The sequence below is a fragment of the Cellulomonas carbonis genome (assembly GCF_014636275.1).
Lineage (GTDB): Bacteria > Actinomycetota > Actinomycetes > Actinomycetales > Cellulomonadaceae > Actinotalea > Actinotalea carbonis.
On sequence record NZ_BMEB01000008.1, the window covers coordinates 1 to 24,564 of the forward strand.

Consider the following 24,564-nt stretch of genomic DNA (forward strand, 5'->3'; position numbering starts at 1 on the left):
CCTGGCACACCGTCACCGGCACCGCCACCACCACCAGCACCCCCACCACCCTCACCGCCGAAGAAGCCCCCACCCGCCTCGTCGCCGACCGCTGACCGACCACCGACGACGGGTCGAGTCCCCGCCCGCGGGCCGCCAGGCCCGGGAGGCGTCACCGACCGCGGGCCGGACCCCCGCCCGCGCCACGACCCCCGCGGAGCGGCTCGACGGCGAACACCGTCGTCGTGCCCGACACCTCGTTGGCGACCGCGAGCAGCGGCGTGCGTGTGGGCGACGCCGAGGCAGGCACGAAGGTCAGCCCCTCCGGCCCGAGGTCTCCGGCCGCGGCGAGGGACGCGACGCCGTCGTCCTCGACCGAGACCGCGAAGTCGCGGTTGTTCACGTACGTCACGAACCGGCTCTCCTGGGGGACCGTGATGTCGAAGACAGCCACGCCGCCCACGCGCTCGAGCCCGACGAAGGCGTACGTCCGGCCCCGCACCTCGCCGACCGTCACACCCTCGGGCTCCGGTCCCTTGTCGTCGCTGCGACCGTCCGCCACCGACTCCGTGTGGTTCGAGTTGGCGAACCCGGGGACCGCGGCGGCGGTCACGCGCTCGAGCGCGTCGCCCGAGTCGAAGACCAGCCGCCCCCGCGTGTCCCACACCGAGAACGAGCGGGTCCCGAACGCGTACAGCTCCTCGAAGCACGCCCCGTCCCCCCGCAGGCCGCTCGCCGTGGTCACGGAGAGGCGCCCGAGGTCGGCGTCGGCGGTGCGACCCGCCAGCAGGCTGTCGTCGCAGATCGGCGGCACGCCGTCCGACCCCAGGTCGGCGACCCGGACACCCTCCTCGTAGTCGCCCCACTCCCGCGCGTCACCCTCGTTCGCCGTCACCAGGTACGTCGCACCGCGCGAGGAGTACGCAGCGATCGCGTCCGGCATCGGCAGCCCGCGCAGACCCGCGACCGTCCTCACGGCCGTGACGCCGTCGCGGTCGGACGGGTCGAGCCCGAACCCGTCCACCCCGACGTCGCGGGGTGCGAGCGGGAGCACGTCCGTGACGCGCGCCGCCCCGAGGTCGACGACGGCGACCGCGTTCGCCTCCTGGAGCGTGACGTACGCGGTCCCGTCCGCGATCGCGACGTACTCCGGCTCGAGGTTGGTCGAGACCGGCCGCGACGGGTCCACGACCGGCCCGAACACGCGCACGCCGTCGCGGAGGACCGACGAGCCGTCGTCGTACGCGCCGAAGCCCGCCGTCCGGACCGCGTCCTGGGCGGGGACGCCCGGGCGGGCGGGGAGGGACACCACGGACACCGAGCCCTCGGGATCCACCGCGAAGTCGTCGTCGGGCTCACCCTCGTTCGCGACGACGGCGGTGCGGCCCCGTGCGTCGAGAGCGACCATGTCCGGCTGCGCACCGACCCGGACAGCCCCCAGCGGCCGCACCTCGGGGTCGTCGGCGTCGAAGAGCACGAGCCACCCGGGGTCGGTCTTGGTCGGTGCCTCGACCGCGACGACGCCGAGGCCGTCGGCACGCACCGCGACGGAGTTCGCCACGGCCCCGTCCGGGACCACCGACCCGTCCGCGCTGCGCGTCCCCGCCGCGACCAGGCGACCCTCGGCCCGCGGCGCGGAGACGTCCCGCGCGTCGATCACGTCGACCGCGCCCGCGAGCGCGTTGACCGTGAAGAGCCGGCGGCTCCCGGCGTGGAAGGCGACGATCTCCGCCGACGCCGCGTCGAACGCACCCGTCGCGTGGCTGCCGAGCGGCCGCAGGGACAGCGCGGCGTCGTCGGCGGAGAGGCTCACGGGCTCGGGGACGACGCCGCCCGCAGCCGTGATGGCGCTGCCCCCGGTGGTGGGGTCGGGTGGCACCGGAGGTGCGGCCGTTGCGGGTGCCGCGGCCGCTGTCAGGGCCGTGGCGACGATCGCGAGCGTGGTGGTGACGGCTGCTGTCGGTCGACGGCGCATGAGGTCCTCGAGGTCCGGTCCACGGCGGGCGGTCCGCCGGTTCCGGACGCTAGGGCGCCAGGGTTGAGCCCGTCCGACCGCCCGGTGAACGGCGCGCGACGCGGGACCGACGGGCTCAGCCGGGGAACGGCCACCCGTTGGGGACGCACGGCGCGACCTGGATCGTCTGCTGCTGCATCACCGGCGCGACCTGCCCGGCGCCCGGGCAGCCCACGTGCGGTCGCCCGAGGAGGTGACCCACCTCGTGGTTGACGAGGTACTGGCGGTACTGCGTCATGTCGGTGAACTCGTCGGCCCCCTGCACCCACCGCATGTAGTTCAGCGCCGCGTGGCCGTTGCGGCCGCACGAGTAGATCGAGTGCGTGCGCAGGGGCGCGCACAGCGCGTCGACGGTGGCGGGCGTCGCGAGCACCACGCGCGCATCCGCGTCGCCGGCCGTGCGCGCGAACGACACGGACCCGTCCGCTCCCCACCCCCGCGCGTCGTTGAGCGTGTCCATGACCATCCGCGCGAAGACCGCCCCGTCGACCGGCAGCGCCTCCTCGACCTCGACGCGGACCCGCACCACCCGGCGGTCCGCGGCGGGTGCGGGCTCCTCTCCGGGCACGACGACGAGCACACCGGTTCCCGACGCCGGCACGTCGAGCGCGAGGAGTCCCGCCGCGCGGTCGGCCTCGCTCACCCCGTCGACGGCGGGAGGCGGCTCGGCGAGCAGCGTCGGCACGGGTGTCGGCACGGGTGTCGGCACGGGTGTCGGAACGGGTGTCGACGTGGGTGTCGTCTCCGAGCCTTCCGCGGCCGGGGCGGGCGTGGGCCGATCGGCCGCCGGGGCACCCGGCCCACCGTCGCGCTGCTGGTCGGCGCCCGCCGTCCCTGCGGCACCGACCTCGACCTGCTCCGCCCGCGCCGTCACCCCGGACGCACCGCCCAGACCGAGGGGACCCTCGAGCGCGACCCCCGCACCGGCACCCGCGAGGACCGCGACGACGGCCCCGAGCGCGACGGACCGACCCGCGAACCGCCGACGTCGCGCCCACGCCCAGGCCGGGCGCTCGCTCACGTGACGGGCCCGGCGGGGCGCGCTCGGGCGGGGGACGGTCACGCCCTCATCGTGACACCCGGTCGGGTGAGCGTCATCAGGAGGGGTCGTCGCTAGCATCGGCGGATGACCGCGCCGCCCCCAGGCCGTCCGCGTGCCGCGCGGATGCCCGCGGGTGTGCGTCGGGCCCAGGTCCTCCAGGTCGCGCAGGAGCTCTTCGCGCGCGAGGGCTACCACCACGTCTCGATGGACGACATCGCGGACCGGGCGGAGGTCAGCAAGCCGGTCCTGTACCGCCACTTCCCGTCCAAGCTCGACCTCTACCTCGCCGTCGTGGACCACCGCGGGCAGGAGCTGGTCGAGCGGATCGACGAGGCGCTCGCCGAGGTCCCGGTCGAGGCGGGCAGCGGGCGGGCCGTCGTCCGCGCGATCGTGCAGGCCTACGTCGAGTTCGTCGAGCAGGCCGGCGACTCCTTCTCGCTGCTGTTCGAGTCGGACGTGACGCGGGACTCGGACGTGCGGATGCGGATCGAGCACGCGTCGGCCGAGGCGGGTCGCGCGGTCTGCCGCGGGCTCCAGGGCATCTCGGGCCTGCCCGCCCCCGAGGCCGAGCTGCTGAGCACCGCGCTCATCGGCATGACGCAGGTCGCGGCGACGAGCCGGTACCGCCGTCGCGACGTCGGGGTGCAGGAGACGGTCGACCTCGTCACCGCCCTCGCGTGGCGCGGCGTCGCGGGCCTCGTCCGGCCCGGGACCGTCGCGGAGCCCTGACGCCCTGAGCCGCCCGGGCGCGGCCGAGGGCGCCGACCGACGCCGCGCGGACGCCCACGATCCCCGCGGGTGACCACCCCGCGCTTCGCCCTCGGCGGACAGCCGCCTCCGGGGCCGCCCCGCGCGGGCGGCGGAGCCTAGGATGGCGACGACCTGAACGACGGCGAGGGAGTGGGCGTGGAGATCACGATCGGCGTGCAGAACGTGGCGCGAGAGCTGGTGGTCGACACCGACCGGACGGCCGACGAGGTGGCGGCCGAGGTCGCCCGGGCGCTCGAGACGGGAGCGCCGCTGCAGGTCACCGACACGCGTGGCCGCCGCATCCTCGTCCCGAGCTCGACGATCGGCTACGTCGAGATCGGCGGCGACGAGGCCCGGCGGGTCGGCTTCCACAACCTCTGACCCGACGACGACGCCCCGGGACCCACGTGGGCCCGGGGCGTCGTCGCGTCCATCCGTCCGTCGGGGCGCCGCCTGCGCGGCGTGCCCCGGCGGCCGCCCTCGGCCGCGTGCGCCGTGGCCGGACGTCCTCAGGCGGCGAGCCCGAGCCGGTCCATCCGCCGGCTGTGCTCGGCCGTGAGCATCGCGAAGAGCTTCTGCTGCGGGTCGACGGCCGCGTGCTCGGCCATCGCCGAGGCGAGCAGCGAGCGCATGTCGGCGTGGTCGGCGAGGACCGCCTGCGCGGCGTTGAGCGCCTCCCCCACGAGCCGCCTGCCCCACAGCGCGAGCCGGGACGCGAGCGTCGCGTCCTCGGCGACGGCGCCCGCGAGCGCGTCGACGACGAGCCGCGAGTGCGCCTCGTCGTCGAGCACGTCCTCGACGAGCGCACGCGTCACGGGGCTCGCGGCCTGGGCGAGCATCCGGCAGAAGTCGTCCGCGACGCCGTACCCGACGTACGCCTTGAGGAGCCGCTCCCACCACGTGCTCGGCACCGTGCGGGTGTCGAACTCGACCAGGACGCCGGCGTACGGGCCCATCGCGCCCTCGAGCCCCCCGCCGAGCTCCTCGACGCGCGCCGTCACGCGGTCGAGCCGGTCCAGCGCCCCGCGCGCCATCCCGCTGAGCTCGAGCCGCTGGGCGAGGGTCGGGGCGAGCCCCGCGTCCGCGGCGAGCCGCGAGAACTCCGCGAGCTGGAGGTACGCGACCATCCCGAGGACGGCCAGGTCGGGGCGGAGGTCGCCGTCGTGCGTGGGGTCCTGCGCCTGGGCCTGGGCCGCCTGCGCGACGGTGCGGTCGGTCATCCCGCCAGGCTAACGCCGTCGACCGGGCGCGTTGTCCGACCCGTCCGATACCATGAGCACGTTCATTCGGTTGACCGGTCGTCCCGACATCACTCGCCCTGGGTCCTCGTACCCACCGGGCGCGCCTTGCGCGATCGGCTGCCGGCCCCATCCGCGGCGCGGCCCGCACGGCGATCGGTCGAGACCGACGCAGGCGCGTGTGGCCCCGCGGCAGACCCGTGAGGTTCCTGCATGCCCGAGCTGACCGACAGCCCCGACACCACCGACGCGACGGCGGAGATCGCCGAGATCGCCGAGGAGGTCCTCGAGGCCCCCGCCGACGCCCCCGTCCAGAAGACCTTCGCCGACTTCGGGATCCGTCCCGAGATCGCGGGGGCCCTCGCCGAGGCCGGCATCACCCACCCCTTCCCCATCCAGGCGATGACCCTGCCCGTGGCGCTCTCGCGGCACGACATCATCGGCCAGGCCAAGACGGGCACGGGCAAGACGCTGGGCTTCGGCCTGCCGCTGCTCGAGCACGTCGTCGCCCCCGACGAGGACGGCTTCTCGTCGCTGCCCGCGCCCGGCAAGCCCCAGGCGCTCGTCATCGTCCCCACGCGCGAGCTCGCGGTCCAGGTCGCCAAGGACCTCGAGACCGCGTCGCGCCGCCGCGCCGTCCGCGTCCTGCAGGTCTACGGCGGGCGCGCGTACGAGCCGCAGGTCGAGGCGCTCAGCCGCGGCGTCGAGGTCGTCGTCGGCACGCCCGGCCGGATGATCGACCTGATGAACCAGGGCCACCTGGACCTCACGCGCGCGAGGACCGTCGTGCTGGACGAGGCGGACGAGATGCTCGACCTGGGCTTCCTGCCCGACGTCGAGAAGCTCCTCGCCCGGACGCCCGCGACGCGCCACACGATGCTGTTCTCGGCCACCATGCCGGGCGCGGTGGTCGCGATGGCCCGCCGCTACATGACGCAGCCCACGCACATCCGTGCGACGGACCCCGACGACGACGGCGCGACGCTCAAGGCGATCAAGCAGGTCGTCTACCGGGCGCACGCGCTCGACAAGGTCGAGATGCTCGCCCGCATCCTGCAGGCGCGCGGCCGCGGCCTGACCATCGTCTTCGCGCGCACCAAGCGCACCGCCGCGAAGGTCGCCGACGAGCTCGCGACGCGCGGGTTCGCCTCGGGCGCGATCCACGGCGACCTCGGCCAGGGCGCGCGTGAGCAGGCGCTCCGCGCGTTCCGCACCGGCAAGATCGACGTCCTCGTCGCGACCGACGTCGCGGCGCGCGGCATCGACGTCGACGACGTGACGCACGTCGTCAACTACCAGTGCCCCGAGGACGAGAAGACCTACCTCCACCGCACCGGCCGGACCGGGCGTGCGGGCAAGACCGGCACCGCGGTGACGTTCGTCGACTGGGACGACATCCCGCGCTGGGGCCTCATCGACAAGGCGCTCGACCTCGGGTACCCCGAGCCGGTCGAGACGTACTCGAGCTCGCCCCACCTGTTCAGCGACCTCGACATCCCCGAGGGCACCAGGGGCACGCTCCCCAAGGAGTCGCGCACGCGTGCGGGCCTCGAGGCCGAGACGCTCGAGGACCTCGGCGAGACGGGCAAGAAGGTCACCCGGCAGCGGACCGACCGGGGCCGCGACGAGCGCGGCGACGGCGGCCGCGGGCGCGGTCCGGGCCACCGCGGCGAGCGCGGCGAGCGCGGCGAGCGCGGTGAGCGCGGCCACGGCGAGCGCACGCACGGCGAGCGCACGCACGGCGAGGAGGGCGGCGGCGAGGGCCGCCGCCGCTCGCGCGGCGGGCGACGGCGCGGCGGCCCGGACGACGCGTCCGGCGCGACGTCGGGCGGCGCGACCACCGGGCCGGCCGGCGACGGCGGGTCCGCGCCCACCTCGCCCTCGGGCGAGGGCGGCGAGGCGCGCCGTCGGCGCAACCGCCGCCGCACGCGGGGCGGTCGTGGGTCCGAGGGCGCCGAGACCAGCACGGCCCCGACGCAGGACTGACGGCCGGCGGACCGCGGCCGGCACAGCCCGCCGGGCAGCACCTGGTCGGCGGACCGCGGCCGGCACCACCCGGCCCGCACGACCCGCCCGGCACAGCCGGTGCACCACCACGTGACCGGTACGGCCGGTCCGCACCACCCCGCACGACCGACGGGGCACCCGGACGCCGGGTGCCCCGTCGTCGCCCGCACGGCACGATGCCCGCATGGCGCTCTACGCGGACCTGCCCGCCCGACGCACCCGACAGCTCCTCGGCGACGTGCTCGTCGTCGCCTGGGTCCTCCTGTGGGTCGCGGTCGCCCGCGCCGTCCACGCACAGGTGTCCGCGCTCGCGGGGCCCGGCCGGACGCTCGAGGACGCCGGGCGGACCCTCGAGGGCGGGCTGTCCGACGCGGGCGAGGCGATCGGCCGCGCCCCCGTCATCGGCGACGAGCTCCGCGCGCCGTTCGACACCGCGGGCGGCGCTGCCGCGACGCTGGCCGAGGCCGGCATCGCGGTGCAGGACGGCGTCGCGCGCACGGCCGTCGTCGCGGCGCTCGCCGTCGCCGCCTGGCCCGTGCTCGTCGTCGCGGGCGCCTGGGTGCTGCACCGCTGGCGCGGCGTGCGTCGCGCGGCCGCCGCCCGTCGCCTCCTCACGGCCCCCGGCGGGACGGACCTCCTGGCGCTCCGCGCGCTCGCCCGCGTGCCGCTGCGGGACCTGGCGGCGCTCGGCCCCGACGTCGCGAGCGCGTGGCGACGCGGTGACGAGGACGTCGTCGCGTCGCTCGCCGCACTCACCGCGGCGGAGGTCGGCGTGCGGGTGCCTACGCCGCCTCGATGAACGCGAACACCGCGTCCGCGACGAGCTGGACCGCGATCGCGGCGAGGAGCAGACCGGCGATGCGCGTGATGAGGATCGTGCCGCTGTCCTTGAGGACCCGGTGGATGACGTTCGCGAAGCGCATCGAGAGCCACAGGCACAGGTGGACGGCGAGGATGCCGAGGGCGATCGCGACCCAGTGCGCGGGCTCCTCGGCGCGCTGGACGAAGACCATCGTCGCGACGATCGCGCCCGGCCCCGCGAGGAGGGGCGTGCCGAGCGGGACGAGCGCCACGTTGACGCCCTTGGTGCCCGACGGGGCCGGTTCCTCCATCTTCCCCGTGAGCAGCTCCATCGCGACGAGCAGGAGCAGCAGGCCGCCCGACGCCTGGAGCGCGGGCAGCGAGATGTGCATGTAGCTGAGGAGCTGCTGACCGAAGAGCGCGAAGCTCACGATGACGCCGAACGCGACGAGGATCGCCTGACGCGCCGCCCGGTTGCGCTGCCTGCCCGTCATGGCGCCCGTGAGGCCGAGGAAGATCGGCACCGTGCCCGGCGGGTCCATGATCACGAAGAGCGTGACGAACACCTCGGCGAGCATGCGCCCGTCGACGAGACCCGTCACGGCCTGACCACCTTCCTGCGTCCCTGGTCCTCGATCGCCTGCAGCACGTCGGGCGAGGTGAGGTTCTCCCCGAGCAGGTTGGGCTTGCCCGCACCGTGGTAGTCGCTCGACCCGGTGACCAGGAGCCCGAGAGATTGTGCCAGCCCGCGGAGGTGCTCCCGCTGGGACCCCGTGTGGTCGCGGTGGTCGACCTCGAGCCCGGCGAGACCCGCGTCGACCATGCGGCGGATCACGGCCTCCGGCACGACGGCGCCGCGCTCGGACGCACGGGGGTGCGCGAGGACGGGCACGCCGCCCGCGGCGCGGACGAGCTCGACGGCGCGGACCGCGTCGGGGGCGTGGTGCGGCACGTAGTACGGCGAGCCGGCCGCGAGCAGCGTGGCGAACGCCGCCGACCGGTCGGGGACGTGCCCGAGCGCGACGAGAGCGTCCGCGACGTGCGGCCTGCCGACCGTCGTCCCCGGCTCGGTCTGCGCCTCGACGTCGGCCCACGTGATGTCGAGGTCCGCCGCGAGCAGCTCGACCATCCGGTGCGCGCGGCGCAACCGCGAGCCGCGCGTCTCCTCCGCCTCCGCGAGCAGCGCGGCGTCCTCGGGGTCGTGCAGGTAGCTGAGCAGGTGGACGCTCGTCCCGCCCGCGCGGCAGGACAGCTCCATACCGGGCACGAGGACGACCCCGTGCTCGCGCGCCGCGGCGGCGGCCTCGTCCCACCCCGCCGTCGTGTCGTGGTCCGTGAGCGCGACGACGTCCAGGCCGGCCCGCGCGGCGTCGGCGACGAGGGCGGCGGGCGCATCCGTGCCGTCCGAGACGTACGAGTGGGTGTGGAGGTCGATGCGCACCCGCACAGGGTAGGTGCGCCGCGCGGTGCGACGATGGGTCCATGGACGACACCACGACGCAGCCGAGCGCGGCCGACCCGGCGCTCGCACCCGCCCCGCCGACCGCGGAGCAGCCCGTCGACACCGCCGGCACCGACGGCGGTCAGGCGCTCGAGGACCGGGGCTCCAACCGCTCGCAGCGACCGACGTCGCGCGCGTTCCTCGAGTTCGTCACCGACGGGTGGGCCGACCGCCCCGTCGTCGTGCGCGAGCCCCTGCCGGCGGCGCCGTTCGCCGCCGAGCGCCGCCGCAGGATCGGCGCGCAGTTCCCCGGTGAGCGCCTCGTCGTCCCGGCGGGTCCGCTGCGGACCCGCTCGAACGACACCGACTACCGGTTCCGCCCCCACTCGGCGTTCGCGCACCTCACGGGCCTCGGGACGGACCAGGAGCCTGACGCGGTGCTCGTCCTGCACCCGACCGACGACGGCGGCCACGAGGCGGTGCTGTACTTCCGGCCCCTCGCGGGCCGCGACTCGGAGGAGTTCTTCGCGGACTCGCGCTACGGCGAGTTCTGGGTCGGCGCGCGGCCCACGCTCGACGACCTCGCGGTGCTCACGGGCATCCGCACCGCTCCGCTCGACGAGCTCGCCGACGCGCTCGGCAAGGACGTCGGCGAGGGCGGCGTGCGGGTCCGGGTCGTCCGCGGCGCCGACGACGCCGTGACGCACGCCGTCGAGGACGTGCGCTCGGGCGCCGACCTCGCCGACGAGGACGTCGCGCGGGCGGACGCCGAGCTCGCCGAGGCGCTGAGCGAGCTGCGCCTGGTCAAGGACGAGCACGAGGTCGAGCAGATGCGGGCCGCCGTCGCCGCGACCGTGGCCGGGTTCGAGCGGATCGTGGCGAACCTCCCCCGCGCCGTCGCGCACCGCCGCGGCGAGCGCGTCATCGAGGCGACGTTCGACGGGCACGCGCGCGAGGAGGGCAACGCGGTCGGCTACGAGACGATCGCGGCGTCCGGCGAGCACGCGACGACGCTGCACTGGATCCGCAACGACGGCGAGGTGCGCGCGGGCGACCTCGTCCTCGTCGACGCCGGCGTCGAGGTCGAGTCGCTGTACACCGCCGACGTGACCCGGACGCTGCCCGTCGACGGCGCGTTCACCGAGGTCCAGCGGCGCGTGTACCAGGCGGTGCTCGACGCCGCCGACGCGGCATTCGCCGTCGCGCGCCCGGGCACGCGCTTCCGCGACGTCCACGCCGCCGCGATGGAGGTCATCGCCGCGCGGCTCGAGGAGTGGGGCCTGCTGCCGTGCTCCGCCGCGGAGTCGCTCGACCCCGAGGGGCAGTACCACCGGCGCTGGATGGTGCACGGGACGAGCCACCACCTCGGCCTCGACGTGCACGACTGCGCCCAGGCGCGCCGCGAGCTCTACCTCGACGCCGAGCTCGAGCCCGGGATGGTTTTCACGATCGAGCCCGGCCTGTACTTCAAGGCGGACGACCTCGCCGTCCCCGAGGAGTACCGCGGGATCGGCGTCCGCATCGAGGACGACGTGCTCGTGACCGCCGACGGCCACGAGAACCTCTCGGCGGCGCTCCCGCGCCGCCCCGACGACGTCGAGGAGTGGATGGCGCGACTGCTGCCGCGCTGAGGGCCCCGCACGGCACGAGGCCCCGCCGACGCACGCCGTCGGCGGGGGCTCGCCCGTGTCAGGACTCGGGCGACGGGGGCTGCGTGGGCGGCGACGGCGGCTGGGTCGGCGGGACCTGCGGTCCGGGCTGCGACGGCGGCTGCGCGGGCGGGACCTGCGGTCCGGGCTGCGTCGGCGGCTGGGCGGGCGGGACCTGCGGTCCGGGCTGGGACGGCGGCTGGGCGGGCGGCCAGGGGCGCCCGCCGCCGAGCTCGGTGAGGAGGGTCCGGGCCTTGCCCGCGTGCTCGGCGGCGCAGAGCACCGCGTACGAGCCGGCCACGATCTGGCTCGCCGACGTGAAGTCGCGCTTCCCGCCGGTGAAGGCGTACGAGATGACCGAGAACAGGATGCCGAACGCGGCACCGATCGCCACGGCGGGCACGATCGTGCCCGCGCCGACACCGGGCGAGGAGAAGATCGACAGGACCAGGCCGACGAAGAGGCCGAACCAGGCCCCCGACGCGAGCCCCGCGAGCGCGACGCGCGAGTACGTCAGCCGCCCCGTCACGCGCTCGACCATCCGCAGGTCCGTCCCGACGATCGTGACGTGCTGGACCGGGAACTCCTTGTCGGAGAGGTGGTCGACCGCCTTCTGCGCCTCGAGGTAGGTGCCGTACGCGGCGATCTGCTCGCCCTTCGGCAGGGTCGGCACCCCGGGTACGCGTGCGCTGCGGTTCATGCTCATGCGCCCGATCATCCCCCAGGCGATCTTCGGCGGCCACACCGTGCCGCCGGGCTGCCCGTCCGCCGAATCCGCCCCCGGCGCCGGACGGGGGCGCGACTACCCTGTGCCCGTGAGCAGCGCCACCACCCGCGTCTTCGCCTCGCGCCTGGCCGGGACCCCCGTGTTCGACCCCCTGGGCGACCAGGTGGGTCGGGTGCGCGACGTCGTCGTGCTGCTGCGCGTCAAGGCCGCACCGCGCGCCGTCGGCCTCGTGGTCGAGGTCCCGGGGCGCCGGCGGGTGTTCCTGCCGCTCACGCGCGTCACGAGCATCGACGCCGGTCAGGTCATCAGCACCGGCCTGGTGAACATGCGGCGCTTCGAGCAGCGCGCGTCGGAGACCCTCGCGATCGGCGAGCTCCTCGACCGGTCCGTGGAGTTCGTCGACGGCTCCGGGACGGCGACGATCGTCGACGTCGCGATGGAGCAGCAGCGCACGCGCGACTGGCTCGTGACCAAGCTCTTCGTGCGCCGCCAGGTTCCCGGCAAGGGCGGGCTCGCGCTGCGTCCGCGCCGGGGCGAGACGCTCGTCGTCGACACGTCCGACGTGCGCAGCCTCGCGAGCGGACCCGGGGCTCAGGCGGCGGACCTCCTGCTCGCGTCGTACGAGGACATGAAGCCCGCCGACCTGGCCGACGTCCTGCACGAGCTCGGCTCGTCGCGCCGCATCGAGGTCGCCGCGGCGATGCCCAACGAGCGGCTCGCGGACGTGCTCGAGGAGCTCCCCGAGGACGACCAGGTCGCGATCCTCTCGGGCCTGGGCGTGGACCGTGCGGCCGACGTGCTCGACGCGATGCAGCCCGACGACGCGGCCGACCTGCTCAGCGAGCTGCCCGTCGAGCAGGCCACCGAGCTGCTCGAGCGCATGGAGCCCGAGGAGGCGCGGGACGTCCGGCGGCTGCTCGCCTACAAGGAGGACACCGCGGGCGGTCTCATGACGACCGAGCCCGTCGTCCTCGGCCCGGAGACGTCGATCGCCGCGGCCCTCGCGCACGTCCGCCGGCAGGACCTCACGCCCGCGCTCGCGTCGATGGTCTTCGTCGTGCGGCCCCCGCTCGAGACGCCGACCGGACGGTTCCTCGGCGTCGTGCACTTCCAGCGGCTTCTGCGCGAGCCGCCGCACGACCCCATCGGCGGGATCCTCGACAGCGAGATCGAGTGGGTCGCCCCGGACGCGGGCATGGGCCAGCTCACGCGGCTGCTCGCCCAGTACAACCTGCTCGCGCTGCCCGTGCTGGACGAGGAACGTCGCCTGCTGGGAGCCGTGAGCGTCGACGACGTGCTCGACCACCTCCTGCCGCAGGACTGGCGCGAGGCCGCCGAGGAGGAGACCGACCGTGTGGTCGAGCAGGAGGGGGTGACCGGTGGCTGACCGCCTCGACCAGCCGCGCGAGGTCCGCTCGTCCCTGCTGCGCCGACCCCGCTTCAGCCCGGACGCGTTCGGCCGGATCTCCGAGTCGATCGCCCGCTTCATGGGCACGCCCCGGTTCCTGCTGTGGCTCACGATCTTCGCCCTGGCGTGGCTCGCGTGGAACAGCTGGGGGCCGTCCGCGCTGCGCTTCGACAAGGCCGAGAACGGCTTCACCGCGCTGACGCTCATGCTGTCGCTCCAGGCGTCGTACGCGGCGCCGCTCATCCTCCTCGCGCAGAACCGTCAGGACGCGCGCGACCGCGTCGCGGCCGAGCAGGACCGCCGCCGTGCGGAGCGCTCGCTCGCCGACACCGAGTTCCTGGCACGCGAGATGGCGTCGCTGCGCATCGCGCTCGGCGAGGTCGCGACGCGCGACTTCGTGCGGTCCGAGCTGCGCAACCTCATGGAGGAGATGGAGGAGGCGCGCGCGGCCTCCGGTGCGGCTCGCGGCGCGCCCGAGCCGCGGCCCGAGGGAGCGGATCAGCGCGCCGTCGAGGCGCGCGGCGCGTCGGACGGCAGCGAGGGCCGCGGAAGACGCACGTGACCGGTGCCCGCGACGACCGTCCGGTCCCGGCCGCCACGCTTCGCGGCGTAGAGCGCGGCGTCGGCGGCGTCGAGCAGCGCGCTCGGCGTCGCCCAGCGCTCGCACGACGTCGCGACGCCGGCGCTCGCCGTCACCGCGAGGGTCCCCCCGCGCACGTCCACGACCGCGTCGGCGCAGCCGCGGCGCAGCGCCTCGGCGCGCACGCGTGCGACGTCGCGGGCCGCCCCGGGCAGGAGCACGACGAACTCCTCGCCGCCGTAGCGCACGAGGACCTCGTCCGGCTCGAGGCCGATCGCGAGCGCGCGCCCGACGGCGACGAGCATGCGGTCGCCGACGGCGTGCCCGTGGTCGTCGTTGACGGCCTTGAAGTGGTCGACGTCGACGAGCACGACCGAGAGCGGCACCCCGTCGGCGTCGCAGCGGTCGAGCAGGACGGGGAAGACGTCGTCGAGGTGACGCCGGTTGTGCAGGCCCGTCATGGCGTCCCGCACGGCCTGCTCCGCGACGTCCGCGCGGAGGCGCTCGATCGTCTCGAGGTGCGCGTGCAGCGCGGCGTTCGCCGTGGCCAGCTGCTCCTCGCGCTCGCTCTCGCCGGTCACGTCGCGCGCGACGACGACGGCGCCGAGCGCACGCCCACGGCGGTCGACGAGCTCCGTCCGGCGCACGTCGAGCACGAGCCGCGACGTCCCGACGTCGCACGCGTGCCGCCCGCTCGCGCCGAGGAGCGCGCCCGCGACGGGCCCGAGGACCATCGCGCCCGGGCGCCCGACGACGGCCTCGACCCCGACCTGGGCGAGCAGCCGGCGCGCCGCGGCGTTGACGTCGGCGAGACGCCCGGTCTCGTCCGTGACGAGGACCGCGTCGCCGAGCATCTCCAGGACGTGCGCCCGCGCGACGGGGACGACGTCGAGCAGCCCCTGGCGCAGCACCGCCCAGCTGAACACCACGGCGGCGGCCAGGAAGAACACGGGCGTCAGGTCATGCGCGTCCGGCCCCAGGGTCGCGATGGTGATGACGTTGCCGACCACCGGGAGCGAGGAGGCGAGCAGCAGGGTCGCGATGCGACGTCGCTGCGGCGCCGACGCGGAGCGCCGCGCGACCAGCAGCATGACGACGCAGAGCGTCACGACGCCGTAGGAGTACGCGGTGTGCACCCAGAAGAGCCAGGCGTAGCCCGCGCCGTCGGCGTCGAGCACCCAGTGGTGCCACGCGTCGGTCACCCCCGCGACGAGCACGAGCACGGGATGCGCCGCCAGGACGGCGAGCGTGCGTCGACCGGGTCGCCACGTGACGTCGCGGACGCCCTGGACGAGCGCCCAGCACGCGGCGACGACGACGGCGACCGCGGGCAGGATGAGCCCCGAGACGAGCCGACCGCGCACCGGCCCGAGCCACAGCGCCGCGAGCTCGGCCGAGGACCACAGCCCGTTGGCGACGAGGTACACGGTGAGGGTCACGGTGAGCACGTGCCGCTCCCGACGCAGCAGCACGTACGCGCCGAGCGCGAGCGCCAGCACGGCCGAGGAGCCGTACGCCAGTGCGTACGTCGCGTCCACGCTCCCCATGCATCTCCCTGCTCGCGTGCGCGTCCGGTCGCGCGCGGTCGTGTCGACTGCCCATCGGCGCCTCGCGCGGCTCCGTGAGACGTGCGGTGGGGTGAGGCGGCGGGCGAGCGGCCCGGCTGCCCGAGCGGCCGGCCCTACTGCGTGGCGTCCGCGACGAGCGCGCGCAGCCGCGACGCGAGCGCGTCGATCCTCGCCGGGTCGCCCGCGAGCTCGAGCGCAGCGGCGTCGCCCCGGCCCCACAGCCACCGGTCCAGGTCCCACCCGGAGCCGCGGACCACGAGGTCGTCGACGCCGCCGTCGTCCTCGGCGAGCAGCGCGGCCGCGTCGAGGTCGTGGTGCGTCCCGCTCGTCGGCGACGTCCCCGTGAAGCGCCCGAGCGCGAGCGTCCAGACGTCACCGGTCGTGGTGGCCTCGAGGCGGACGGTCACGCCGTCGGGCGTGAAGTCGCCCCACGACGGCGCGCCGTGCACGAAGTAGCGCAGGAGCTCGTCGACGCCGTCGGCCGCGAGCTCGGCGGTCGGCGGGGTCACGGGACGGCCCGCCGCGAGCTCGGCGTCGACGCGGTGGACGAGCGCCTCGTGCGCCTGGCGTCGTGCGGCCCACGCGACGGTCCCGCCGTCCTCGTGCCACGACCACGTCACGTCGTCGGGCCGCCGCGACGCGAGGGCCGCGAGCAGCTCGGTGCCGGCCGTGGCGGCGAAGTCGCGCAGGTCGTCGTCGGGCGGGCGGACCGGGTCGACGTACGCGTCGAGGTCCGCGCCCGCCACGACGCGGGCCCAGAAGTGCTGGACCTCCCCGAGGTGCCAGACGAGGTCCGCGACGGTCCAGTCGCACGTCGGTACGCGTGCGTCGTCGTCGACGCCCGCGAGCGCGGACAGGAAGCGCTCGGACTCCTCGCGCAGGGACAGGACGTAGCGGTCGTGGTCCACGGGGGCAGCGTAGGGGCGGACCTACGATGGGCACATGTCCCCCACCGTCGAGTCCGTGACCGCTGCCCTGGCCGGCGTCGTCGACCCCGAGATCCGCCGTCCGATCACCGAGCTGCGGATGGTCCGGTCGGTCGAGGTGCTCGACGGTCCCGAGGGCGCCGAGGTCGTCGTCGGGATCGACCTGACGACGGGCGGCTGCCCCCTGCGCGACACGATCACGCGCGACGTGACCGCCGCCGTGCAGGCGCTCGAGGGCGTCGCGTCGGTCCGCGTGGAGATGGGCGTGATGAGCGACGAGCAGCGCACCGAGCTGCGCACGATGCTGCGCGGCGGCGCGGCCGAGCCGGTCATCCCGTTCGCGCAGCCCGACAGCCTCACGCGCGTCTACGCGATCGCGTCGGGCAAGGGCGGCGTGGGCAAGAGCTCGGTCACGGCCAACCTGGCGGTGGCCATGGCCGCCGAGGGGCTCTCGGTGGGCGTCGTCGACGCGGACGTGTACGGCTTCTCGATCCCCCGCATGCTCGGCGTGACGCAGCAGCCCACCAAGGTCGACGACATGATCATCCCGCCGGTCGCGCACGGCGTGAAGGTGATCTCGATCGGCATGTTCGTGCCTGCGGGCCGCGCGGTCGTGTGGCGCGGGCCGATGCTCCACCGCGCGCTCCAGCAGTTCCTCGCGGACGTGTTCTGGGGCGACCTCGACGTGCTGCTCCTGGACCTGCCGCCCGGGACGGGCGACATCGCGATCTCGGTCGCGCAGCTCCTGCCGTCGAGCGAGCTCGTCGTGGTGACCACGCCGCAGGCCGCAGCCGCGGAGGTGGCCGAGCGCGCCGGGTCGATCGCGCTCCAGACCCGCCAGAACGTCGTCGGCGTCGTCGAGAACATGTCGTGGCTCGAGCAGCCCGACGGCACGCGGCTCGAGGTGTTCGGCAGCGGCGGCGGCCAGACCGTCGCGGACAACCTCGCGCGCGCGACGGGCACGCCCGTCCCGCTCATGGGGCAGGTGCCGCTCGACCTGACGCTGCGCGAGGCCGGCGACGGCGGCACGCCCGTGACGATCACGGCGCCGGACTCCCCCGCGGCGACCGTGCTGCGCGACGTCGCGCGGTCGCTCTCGCACCGCTCGCGCGGTCTCGCGGGTCGGTCGCTCGGCCTGTCGCCCGTGGGTCGCTGACCCGACCCGCACCAGCCTGGCGGCGGCCCACCGGCTCGGCACAGCCGCTCGGCCCGACGGCTCGGCCTGACGGCTCGGCCGAGCCGATGTTGCTTTCTGTTCGTTCTCGGTGGACGATGTTCGGGTGCTCGCCCAGCAGCGGCAGGAGATGATCCTCCGCCAGATCCGCACCCACGGCGCCGTGCGCGTGGCCGACCTGGTGACGACGCTCGACGTCTCCGACATGACGATCCGGCGCGACATCTCCGAGCTCGTGCGGCGCGGCCTCGTCACGCGTGTCCACGGCGGCGCCGTCGACGCGCGCCACGCCGCCCACGAGCCCGGGTTCGGCGCGAAGCGCGACCTCGCCGCCGCCGAGAAGCGGGCGATCGCCCGTGCCGCGCTCGGCCACGTCGCACCGGGCAGCGCGATCGCGATCTCGGCGGGCACGACGACGCACCTCCTGGCGCAGCTCGTCGCGCAGGACCCGACGCTGCGGCCCCTCACCGTCGTCACGAACTCGCTGCCCGCCGCCGAGGCGCTGCACCGGCCCGGCGACCACGGGCTCACCGTCGTCCTCACGGGTGGCACGCGCACACCGTCGGACGCGCTCGTGGGTCCGGTCGCGACGCGCGCGCTCGAGTCGCTGCGCGTCGACGTGCTGTTCCTCGGCGTGCACGGCTTCGACGCCGAGGCCGGCCTGACGACGCCCAACCTGCTCGAGGGCGAGACGGACCGCGCGCTCGTCGCCGTCGCGGGGCAGGTCGTCGTCCTCGCCGACCGCTCCAAGTGGGGCCAGGTGGGGCTGAGCCGGATCGCGGGCCTGGACGAGGTCGACGTCCTCGTCACCGACAGCGGTCTCGACGACGCCGCGGTGCCGGTCCTCGAGGAGGCCGTCGGGACGCTCGTCCGCGTGGCCGCCGCGGCACCCGACGAGCCCACCACCCCGCCGCCCGCCGCCGCAGCGCCCTCGGCCCCTTCGGTGCCCTCGGTGCCGTCAGCGCACCCTGCGCCCCCGCTCCCCGCCGTCCCCACCCCTGGAGGCACGCCGTGACCATCCGCCGCACCGCGACCCGGCTCGCCGACGGCCGGGAGCTCGTCTACTTCGACGACTCCGAGCCGTACGCGTCGGGCGGGGCGACCCGCCGCCTCGACGACCCGCGCCCGCTGCCCGACCGGTTCGCTCCCGTCGTCGGCGAGGACGGGAGCGCGCGGCCCGCGACCGGTCCCGAGATGCGCCGCGACCCGCTGACCGGCGACTGGATCCCGATGGCGTCGCACCGCATGAACCGCACGTTCCTGCCCGCGGCCGACGCGTGCCCCCTGTGCCCCGCGCGCACCGGCGCGTCGGGCACGGCGTACTCCGACGGCGAGATCCCCGACACCGACTACGACGTCGTGGTCTTCGAGAACCGGTTCCCCGCGCTCATGCAGCTGCCCGGGCTGACCGTGGACGACGCGTGGCACGTCGACGGGGACCCGCTGTGGCCCGCGGCGCCCGCGGCCGGGCGGTGCGAGGTCGTGTGCTTCAGCTCGGACCACACGAGCTCGTTCGGCGACCTCACGGCGCACCGCGTCCGCACGATCGTCGAGGCCTGGGCGGACCGGACGGCCGAGCTCTCGGCGCTCCCGGGGATCCAGCAGGTCTTCCCGTTCGAGAACCGCGGCCGGGAGATCGGCGTGACGCTCCCCCACCCGCACGGGCAGATCTACGCGTTCCCGTTCGTCACGCCGCGCACGCAGGCGATGCTGCGCGAGGCCCGCACGTACGCCGAGCGCACCGGCGGGCACCTCCTGCACGACGTCGTCGAGGCCGAGCTGCGCGCCGGCACGCGCGTCGTCCTCGAGTCCGAGCACTGGGTCGCGTACGTCCCCGCCGCCGCCCGCTGGCCCGTCGAGGTGCACCTCGCACCACGACGCGACGTCCCCGACGTGGCAGCGCTGGACGCCGCCGAGCGCGACGACCTCGCCGAGGTCTACCTGCGGCTCGTCCGGGGCCTCGACCGGTTCTTCGTCGACGCCGACGGCGACCACATCCCGCTGCCCTACATCGCCGGCTGGCACCAGGCCGTCGTCGGCGCGGGACGCGAGCTCGGCCGTCTGCACCTTCAGGTGTTCTCGGTCCTGCGCGCGCCGGGCAAGCTCAAGTACCTCGCGGGCGTCGAGTCCGGCATGGCGGCCTGGATCAGCGACACCACGCCCGAGCGCATCGCCGCCCGCCTCCAGGAGATCCCGCTGTGACGACCCCCGAGCCCCCCGACCCGACGACCGGTGCGCCCGAGATGATCGCGGCGTGGTCCCGTGCCGACGGGGCGCGTCGCGTCACCGCGGCGTTCCGCGAGCGCTTCGGCACCGCACCCGACGGCGTCTGGTCCGCACCGGGGCGCGTCAACGTCATCGGCGAGCACACCGACTACAACGCCGGCCTGTGCCTGCCCATCGCGCTCCCGCACCGCACGTACGTCGCGCTGCGCACGCGCGACGACGACCGCGTCCGCCTCGCGTCCGCGCAGGAGTCCGCGGTGTGGGAGGGCGACCTCGGCGGCGTCGCCCCGGGCACCGTGGGCAGCTGGGCGGCGTACGCCGTCGGAGTCGCGTGGGCGGCCCGCGAGGACGGGCTCGCCGTGCGCGGGTTCGACGCGGTCGTCGACTCGTGCGTCCCCTACGGTGCCGGGCTGTCGTCGTCGGCCGCCCTCGAGTGCGCGGTGGCCGTCGCGCTCGACGACGTGCACGGGCTCGGCCTGGGCGGCGACGACGCGGGCCGCGCGCGCCTCGCGTCGCTGTGCATCCGCGCCGAGAACGAGATCGCGGGTGCGCCGACCGGCGGTATGGACCAGGCCGCGTCGCTGCGCTGCCGCGAGGGCCACGCCCTCCTGCTCGACAACCGCGACGGCTCGACGCGGCACATCCCGTTCGACCTGTCGGCGCACGGGCTCGCGCTGCTCGTCGTCGACACCCGCGCCGAGCACCAGCTCGCGGACGGCCAGTACGGCGCACGACGCCGGCAGTGCGAGATCGCGGCCGAGGCCCTCGGCGTCCCGAGCCTGCGCGAGGTCGAGGACCTCGACGCCGCCCTCGACCGCCTCGACGCGGTGCTCGCCGGCGACGTCGAGCGCGAGGTCGTGCGCCGTCGGGTCCGGCACGTCGTCACCGACAACCGCCGCGTCGAGCTCGTCGAGCGGCTGATGGACGCCGACGACGTCGAGCACGTGGGGCCGGTGCTCACCGCGGCGCACGCGTCGCTCCGCGACGACTACGAGGTGAGCGTCCGCGAGCTCGACCTCGCGGTCGACGTCGCCGTGGCCGCGGGTGCGCTCGGCGGGCGCATGGTCGGCGGCGGCTTCGGCGGGTCCGCGGTCGCGCTCGTGCGCGCCGGTGACGTCGACCGGGTCGCGTCCGCGGTCGCGGCGGCGTTCGCCGACGCCCGGCTCACCGCCCCCGCGTTCCTCGTGGCGACGGCGGAGGCGCCGGCCGGGCGCGACTGACCGCAGGCGTCACCAGACCCGACGGACGTCGAGGTACGGCCCGAAGTCCTCCGGAGCCCAGCTCTGCACGAGCGTCTCACCGGGGACCAGCGTGAACACGTCCGCGGCAGCGAGCGTGTCGCGGTCGTTCGCGAAGTCCGGCTCGTACGGTCCCGGCACGACGGCGCCGACCTTGACCGCTCCGGCCGGAAGACCCGTGATCCGGTAGCGGTAGCCGTCGATGTCGGCGGGACCCGACCCGACGGCCTTGCCGGTCACGGCGTCGTACACCGTGACGACGCCGCCCTCGACCGGGTCCATGCCCGACAGGACCTGCCCCTCGAGCGCCGCGCCCGCGTCGCGGACCACGACGGACGTCGAGCCCACGGCCGGGTGCCGGCCGTCGAGGGTCGCCGTGAGCGACCACGTCCCCGTGCCCACCAGGACCACGCCACCGAAGGTGTGCGTCCCGCGGTCGCCCCGGACGAAGGCGTGCGCGGCGGGCACGGTGCGCGCGAGCGGGTCGTCCGTCGCGAGGGCGACCGTCCCCGCGACGTGACCGACCGGCCGACCGCCCGGGTTGACCACGGTGACCGCGACGTCGAACGGCACACCGGCCACCACGGTCGCCGGCGCCGCGACGACCAGCGTCCACCCGCGCACGGCGGGGTCGGCCGACGCGGGAGGCGCGGCGACCAGCGCCGCGCCGGCGAGCACGATCACCACGACCGACCAGCACGCCGTCCGTCGTGCTCGCGGTCCGCGTCCGCCACGGGTCGTGCTCATCTGGGTGCTCATCGCGGCGCTCATGGCGCACGCTCCTCCCGGCGGGCGGCACGGGGCGACGCCCCGACGGGTCCACCCCCCGACTCCCGGACTAGACCCGTCCCGGGTCCGGCGCAAGGGACGGAGGTCACCAGCTGAGGGTCCCCGGTCCCCCCTTGAACGGACCGACCACGCGCGAGGTGATCCAGCCGCCGTAGAAGCCGCCGGGCTGGGCCACGACGGGCTCGCCGTCGACCGTGCAGCGGTCCACCAGGCCGGGCATGACCGCCACAGCCCCCGCGATGACCGCGAAGCCCGGCGTCGGGTCGAGGTACGTCCACGCCGCACGGGACGCGACGCGGTCCGGGCCGACGACGTCGAGGTACGAAGCCAGCCCCTTCCACTCGCAGACGGAGGCGCCCGGCGCGGGGCGCAGCGCGCCGGCCACGAACGCGTCACGCGGGAGGTAGTACGTCGGCGGGTGGCTCGTCTCGAGCACGCGCCACGACCGGTCGGTCCGCGCGACGACCTGCCCCCCGAGCTCGATCTCGACGACCTCGCTGCTGGGCTCGACGCGCGGCGGACGGGGGTAGTCCCACACGGACTCCTGGCCCGGTCCGGGCGCGATCGGTGCGGGGCGTGCCATGGTCCGAGCCTACGACGCGCGCAGCAGCCGACCTCATCGAGGCGCACCTGCCCTGACCGACACCCGCGCGACTGCATTTCCGCGCGTTTTCCCGAGCAGCCGCGACGGCGTCCGCACGACCGGGCGGGCGGCATGGTGCGCCCGGGGGCCGATGATCGCATTTCGGATCTCCGACGATCTTCGACCGCCTCTGACCTGCGGCGACGGCGGTCGCACTGCGGCCCTGCGGCAGAAACCGCCTCGTCGTCGATCATTCTCGTGATCATTACGAGATATTCATGGTCGACATTCCTCCAGCATTTGCTGCGGGCGTCTTCCGGTGTTCGCATGGGTCTCGACAGCACCGGTCCCGACCGACCTTGGGTCGCGGGACGCGACCCCGAGCACGACCCAGCCAGGAGGTACTGCTGTGATCACCACCGAGCAGGCACAGACCATCGTCGGCACGACCGTCCACGGCACCGACGGCGAGAAGATCGGCACCGTCGGGCAGGTCTACTTCGACGACGCGACGGGTCAGGTCGCCTGGGCGACCGTCCGCACCGGGCTCTTCGGCACGAAGGAGACCTTCGTGCCGCTGGACCAGGCCACGCTGCGCGACGGCGACGTGACGGTCCCGTACGACAAGGAGCTCATCAAGAGCGCGCCCTCCGTCGAGGCCGACGACCACCTGAGCGAGGCCGAGGAGGCCGAGCTCTACCGTCACTACGGGCTCGGCTACGGCAACGCGGGCGACGCGTCCGGCACCACGGACACCTACGCGTCCGGCACCACGGGCACCTACGCGTCCGGCACGGCCGACACGTACGGGACGACCGACGCGCACGGGACCACGGACACGCGCGGGACCGCCCGGGACGACGCCATGACGCTCTCGGAGGAGCGCCTCGACGTCGGCACGGAGCGCCGCGAGGCCGGACGCGCCCGCCTGCGCAAGTACGTCGTGACCGAGGACGTCACGACCACGGTGCCCGTGACGCGCGAGGAGGTCCGCCTCGAGCGCGAGCCGATCACCGACGCCAACCGCGACCGCGCGCTGGACGGCCCCGAGATCAGCGAGGCCGAGCACGAGGTCGTCCTGCACGAGGAGCGCCCGGTGGTCGCCAAGGAGACGGTGCCGGTCGAGCGCGTCCGCCTCGAGACCGACGAGGTCACCACCCAGGAGACCGTCACCGACGAGGTGCGCAAGGAGCGCGTCGAGACCGACGGCGACGCGAACCTGCGCTGACCGGCGTCCGGCGCTCACCGGCACCCACCGGCGCTCACCGGGGCTGACCGGCACCGGTAGGTGCCCGCACCACCCGACGGCCCTCGCCCTGCGGCGGGGGCCGTCGCACGTCCTCGACCGGGTGAAACCGGGCGTGAGGGTGTCGAGGGCCCGGGCCCGCTCACTAGACTCGCACGGACCCGAGCACGGACGGGCCGCCCGGGCGCGACGTCCGCGGCGGACCGCGCGAGTGGAGTGAGATGTCGGAGCCCACAGCCCGCCTCCGGGTGCCGCCGCACGGCAGCAGCGTGGCCGCGACCCGCTCGTTCGTCGCCGAGACCCTGTCCGCGCACGGCCTGTCCGACCTGGCCGACGACGCGACGCTCGCGGTCGCGGAGCTCGTCACGAACGCGGTCCTGCACGCGCGGACGGAGGTCGAGGTCGTCGTCGACGTCGAGCCGACGACGGTCCGCGTGACGGTGCGCGACGACGACCGCACGCTGCCCGTGCTGCGCGACTTCGGCTCGGAGGCGACCACGGGCCGCGGGCTCGCGATCGTGCAGGCGCTCGCCGCGGACGTCGGCGCGCTGACCACACGACGCGGCAAGGCCGTCTGGTTCACGCTGGACCGCGTGCCGACGCAGCCCGGGTCGCCCGAGGACCGCACCGGCCTCCCGACGGTGCCCTCGCCCCCCGCCCCGCGACGCTCGGTGGCCGTGCTGGAGGACCTGCCCGTCGCGCTGTGGCAGGAGGCGCGTCGGCACGAGGAGGCTGCGCTGCGCGAGCTCGTCCTGGTCCGCGGCGACCATCTGCCCGAGACCGTGGACGCCTGGGCGTGGTTCTCCGACGCGACGACCGCGCACGCCGACCTCGACGCGGCCGTCGAGCACGCCCTCACCGCCGCGCGTCCCGGGGCCGACGGCGACGCGCCCGCGACGCTCCGGGTCGAGGTGCCCGTGACCGACGACCTCGCCCGACGCACCGCGCAGCTGCTGTCCACGCTCGACGAGGCCGAGGCGCTCGCCGCGGCGGGCACGATGCTCATGGGACCAGCGCGCCCCGAGCTGGTCGCGCTGCGCACGTGGCGCTGCGACGAGGTCGTCACGCAGGCAGCCGGCGGCGCCGCGACGCCCTGGCCCGGCGCCGCGCCGCGAGGGACCGACCGGCCGCGCTGACCGCGCACCCGCGACGGGCCCCCGCCGACGGCCCGGCCCGCT

Annotated in this window: 23 protein-coding genes; 13 read left to right on the plus strand and 10 right to left on the minus strand. The window is 75.5% G+C overall.

Annotated elements, in window-relative coordinates:
• Positions 1-151 precede the first annotated feature (151 nt).
• Positions 152-1,954 carry a choice-of-anchor I family protein gene (locus IEV86_RS16215; RefSeq protein WP_081978958.1) on the minus strand — a complete coding sequence of 601 codons (1,803 nt, stop codon included), beginning with the start codon at positions 1,952-1,954 and terminating at the stop codon, positions 152-154.
• 115 nt (positions 1,955-2,069) lie between these two features.
• Complete coding sequence (locus IEV86_RS16220; protein WP_052426571.1) at positions 2,070-3,056, minus strand: DUF3152 domain-containing protein; 987 nt, start codon at positions 3,054-3,056, stop codon at positions 2,070-2,072.
• 63 nt (positions 3,057-3,119) lie between these two features.
• Between IEV86_RS16220 and IEV86_RS16225 the strand changes: the two genes are divergently transcribed.
• Together IEV86_RS16225 and IEV86_RS16230 are read left to right on the plus strand one after the other, a co-directional pair.
• Positions 3,120-3,764, plus strand: a complete 645-nt coding sequence (locus IEV86_RS16225) for a TetR/AcrR family transcriptional regulator (protein WP_188484761.1) — start codon at positions 3,120-3,122, stop codon at positions 3,762-3,764.
• A 177-nt stretch (positions 3,765-3,941) separates the two neighbouring features.
• On the plus strand, positions 3,942-4,166 hold the full coding sequence (locus tag IEV86_RS16230) for a DUF3107 domain-containing protein (protein WP_043610385.1): 225 nt from the start codon (positions 3,942-3,944) through the stop codon (positions 4,164-4,166).
• 128 nt (positions 4,167-4,294) lie between these two features.
• Here IEV86_RS16230 and IEV86_RS16235 read toward each other — a convergent pair whose 3' ends face one another.
• Positions 4,295-5,005 carry a ferritin-like fold-containing protein gene (locus tag IEV86_RS16235; RefSeq protein ID WP_043610383.1) on the minus strand — a complete coding sequence of 237 codons (711 nt, stop codon included), beginning with the start codon at positions 5,003-5,005 and terminating at the stop codon, positions 4,295-4,297.
• 231 nt (positions 5,006-5,236) lie between these two features.
• Between IEV86_RS16235 and IEV86_RS16240 the strand changes: the two genes are divergently transcribed.
• Both IEV86_RS16240 and IEV86_RS16245 read left to right on the plus strand, forming a co-directional pair.
• On the plus strand, positions 5,237-7,009 hold the full coding sequence (locus tag IEV86_RS16240; RefSeq protein WP_188484762.1) for a DEAD/DEAH box helicase: 1,773 nt from the start codon (positions 5,237-5,239) through the stop codon (positions 7,007-7,009).
• Between the two features lie 205 nt (positions 7,010-7,214).
• Positions 7,215-7,829: a hypothetical protein gene (locus IEV86_RS16245; RefSeq protein ID WP_188484763.1), complete on the plus strand. Its 615-nt coding sequence runs from the start codon at positions 7,215-7,217 to the stop codon at positions 7,827-7,829.
• Here the strand turns inward: IEV86_RS16245 and IEV86_RS16250 are convergent.
• On the minus strand, positions 7,813-8,409 hold the full coding sequence (locus IEV86_RS16250; protein ID WP_438501607.1) for a MarC family protein: 597 nt from the start codon (positions 8,407-8,409) through the stop codon (positions 7,813-7,815). The two genes, IEV86_RS16245 and IEV86_RS16250, sit on opposite strands and share 17 nt — an antisense overlap.
• 20 nt (positions 8,410-8,429) lie before the next feature.
• Entirely contained in the window at positions 8,430-9,272 is an 843-nt protein-coding gene (locus IEV86_RS16255) for a PHP domain-containing protein (RefSeq protein WP_043607798.1), read from the minus strand.
• 41 nt (positions 9,273-9,313) lie between these two features.
• On the opposite strand from IEV86_RS16255, the gene IEV86_RS16260 reads away from it, so the two are divergent.
• On the plus strand, positions 9,314-10,903 hold the full coding sequence (locus tag IEV86_RS16260; protein WP_081978814.1) for an aminopeptidase P family protein: 1,590 nt from the start codon (positions 9,314-9,316) through the stop codon (positions 10,901-10,903).
• A 58-nt stretch (positions 10,904-10,961) separates the two neighbouring features.
• On the opposite strand, the gene IEV86_RS16265 is transcribed toward IEV86_RS16260, so the two are convergent.
• Positions 10,962-11,627, minus strand: coding sequence for a YflT domain-containing protein (locus IEV86_RS16265; RefSeq protein WP_043607783.1), 666 nt, complete (start codon positions 11,625-11,627; stop codon positions 10,962-10,964).
• Between the two features lie 109 nt (positions 11,628-11,736).
• Between IEV86_RS16265 and IEV86_RS16270 the strand changes: the two genes are divergently transcribed.
• Entirely contained in the window at positions 11,737-13,035 is a 1,299-nt protein-coding gene (locus IEV86_RS16270; RefSeq protein ID WP_043607800.1) for a magnesium transporter MgtE N-terminal domain-containing protein, read from the plus strand.
• Positions 13,028-13,618, plus strand: a complete 591-nt coding sequence (locus IEV86_RS16275; protein WP_052426336.1) for a DUF1003 domain-containing protein — start codon at positions 13,028-13,030, stop codon at positions 13,616-13,618. Before IEV86_RS16270 ends, IEV86_RS16275 begins: the two co-directional genes overlap by 8 nt.
• On the opposite strand, the gene IEV86_RS16280 is transcribed toward IEV86_RS16275, so the two are convergent.
• Both IEV86_RS16280 and IEV86_RS16285 read right to left on the minus strand, forming a co-directional pair.
• The gene (locus tag IEV86_RS16280; RefSeq protein WP_081978815.1) at positions 13,555-15,183 is read right to left on the minus strand and encodes a histidine kinase N-terminal 7TM domain-containing diguanylate cyclase; all 1,629 of its coding nucleotides are present in this window, start codon (positions 15,181-15,183) and stop codon (positions 13,555-13,557) included. The genes IEV86_RS16275 and IEV86_RS16280 overlap by 64 nt on opposite strands.
• A 134-nt stretch (positions 15,184-15,317) precedes the next feature.
• Positions 15,318-16,112 carry a maleylpyruvate isomerase family mycothiol-dependent enzyme gene (locus IEV86_RS16285; protein ID WP_052426338.1) on the minus strand — a complete coding sequence of 265 codons (795 nt, stop codon included), beginning with the start codon at positions 16,110-16,112 and terminating at the stop codon, positions 15,318-15,320.
• 34 nt (positions 16,113-16,146) lie between these two features.
• Between IEV86_RS16285 and IEV86_RS16290 the strand changes: the two genes are divergently transcribed.
• The 4 genes from IEV86_RS16290 (at position 16,147) to galK (ending at position 20,750) form a co-directional block, all read left to right on the plus strand.
• Entirely contained in the window at positions 16,147-17,286 is a 1,140-nt protein-coding gene (locus tag IEV86_RS16290; RefSeq protein ID WP_043607785.1) for an Mrp/NBP35 family ATP-binding protein, read from the plus strand.
• Between the two features lie 124 nt (positions 17,287-17,410).
• Positions 17,411-18,319, plus strand: a complete 909-nt coding sequence (locus IEV86_RS16295; protein ID WP_188484764.1) for a DeoR/GlpR family DNA-binding transcription regulator — start codon at positions 17,411-17,413, stop codon at positions 18,317-18,319.
• Positions 18,320-18,321: 2 nt separating this feature from the next.
• Positions 18,322-19,506, plus strand: a complete 1,185-nt coding sequence (gene galT, locus IEV86_RS16300; RefSeq protein WP_202595184.1) for a galactose-1-phosphate uridylyltransferase — start codon at positions 18,322-18,324, stop codon at positions 19,504-19,506.
• Between the two features lie 41 nt (positions 19,507-19,547).
• Positions 19,548-20,750 carry a galactokinase gene (gene galK / locus IEV86_RS16305; protein WP_043607806.1) on the plus strand — a complete coding sequence of 401 codons (1,203 nt, stop codon included), beginning with the start codon at positions 19,548-19,550 and terminating at the stop codon, positions 20,748-20,750.
• Positions 20,751-20,759: 9 nt separating this feature from the next.
• On the opposite strand, the gene IEV86_RS16310 is transcribed toward galK, so the two are convergent.
• Positions 20,760-21,539 carry a hypothetical protein gene (locus tag IEV86_RS16310; protein WP_043607788.1) on the minus strand — a complete coding sequence of 260 codons (780 nt, stop codon included), beginning with the start codon at positions 21,537-21,539 and terminating at the stop codon, positions 20,760-20,762.
• A 103-nt stretch (positions 21,540-21,642) separates the two neighbouring features.
• Complete coding sequence (locus tag IEV86_RS16315) at positions 21,643-22,140, minus strand: DUF427 domain-containing protein (RefSeq protein ID WP_043607791.1); 498 nt, start codon at positions 22,138-22,140, stop codon at positions 21,643-21,645.
• Positions 22,141-22,549: 409 nt separating this feature from the next.
• On the opposite strand from IEV86_RS16315, the gene IEV86_RS16320 reads away from it, so the two are divergent.
• Both IEV86_RS16320 and IEV86_RS16325 read left to right on the plus strand, forming a co-directional pair.
• Positions 22,550-23,368 carry a DUF2382 domain-containing protein gene (locus IEV86_RS16320; RefSeq protein WP_043607793.1) on the plus strand — a complete coding sequence of 273 codons (819 nt, stop codon included), beginning with the start codon at positions 22,550-22,552 and terminating at the stop codon, positions 23,366-23,368.
• A gap of 239 nt (positions 23,369-23,607) precedes the next feature.
• Entirely contained in the window at positions 23,608-24,522 is a 915-nt protein-coding gene (locus tag IEV86_RS16325) for an ATP-binding protein (RefSeq protein WP_081978816.1), read from the plus strand.
• Positions 24,523-24,564 lie beyond the last annotated feature (42 nt).

Excerpts from the sequence above, each read along its gene's own strand:
- IEV86_RS16215 (WP_081978958.1), bottom strand. The coding sequence starts at position 1,954 with ATGCGCCGTCGACCGACAGCAGCCGTCACCACCACGCTCGCGATCGTC.
- IEV86_RS16225 (WP_188484761.1), top strand. The coding sequence starts at position 3,120 with ATGACCGCGCCGCCCCCAGGCCGTCCGCGTGCCGCGCGGATGCCCGCG.
- IEV86_RS16235 (WP_043610383.1), bottom strand. The coding sequence starts at position 5,005 with ATGACCGACCGCACCGTCGCGCAGGCGGCCCAGGCCCAGGCGCAGGAC.
- IEV86_RS16240 (WP_188484762.1), top strand. The coding sequence starts at position 5,237 with ATGCCCGAGCTGACCGACAGCCCCGACACCACCGACGCGACGGCGGAG.
- IEV86_RS16245 (WP_188484763.1), top strand. The coding sequence starts at position 7,215 with ATGGCGCTCTACGCGGACCTGCCCGCCCGACGCACCCGACAGCTCCTC.
- IEV86_RS16250 (WP_438501607.1), bottom strand. The coding sequence starts at position 8,409 with ATGCTCGCCGAGGTGTTCGTCACGCTCTTCGTGATCATGGACCCGCCG.
- IEV86_RS16260 (WP_081978814.1), top strand. The coding sequence starts at position 9,314 with ATGGACGACACCACGACGCAGCCGAGCGCGGCCGACCCGGCGCTCGCA.
- IEV86_RS16265 (WP_043607783.1), bottom strand. The coding sequence starts at position 11,627 with ATGAGCATGAACCGCAGCGCACGCGTACCCGGGGTGCCGACCCTGCCG.
- IEV86_RS16280 (WP_081978815.1), bottom strand. The coding sequence starts at position 15,183 with ATGGGGAGCGTGGACGCGACGTACGCACTGGCGTACGGCTCCTCGGCC.
- IEV86_RS16290 (WP_043607785.1), top strand. The coding sequence starts at position 16,147 with ATGTCCCCCACCGTCGAGTCCGTGACCGCTGCCCTGGCCGGCGTCGTC.
- galK (WP_043607806.1), top strand. The coding sequence starts at position 19,548 with ATGATCGCGGCGTGGTCCCGTGCCGACGGGGCGCGTCGCGTCACCGCG.
- IEV86_RS16310 (WP_043607788.1), bottom strand. The coding sequence starts at position 21,539 with ATGAGCGCCGCGATGAGCACCCAGATGAGCACGACCCGTGGCGGACGC.
- IEV86_RS16315 (WP_043607791.1), bottom strand. The coding sequence starts at position 22,140 with ATGGCACGCCCCGCACCGATCGCGCCCGGACCGGGCCAGGAGTCCGTG.
- IEV86_RS16325 (WP_081978816.1), top strand. The coding sequence starts at position 23,608 with ATGTCGGAGCCCACAGCCCGCCTCCGGGTGCCGCCGCACGGCAGCAGC.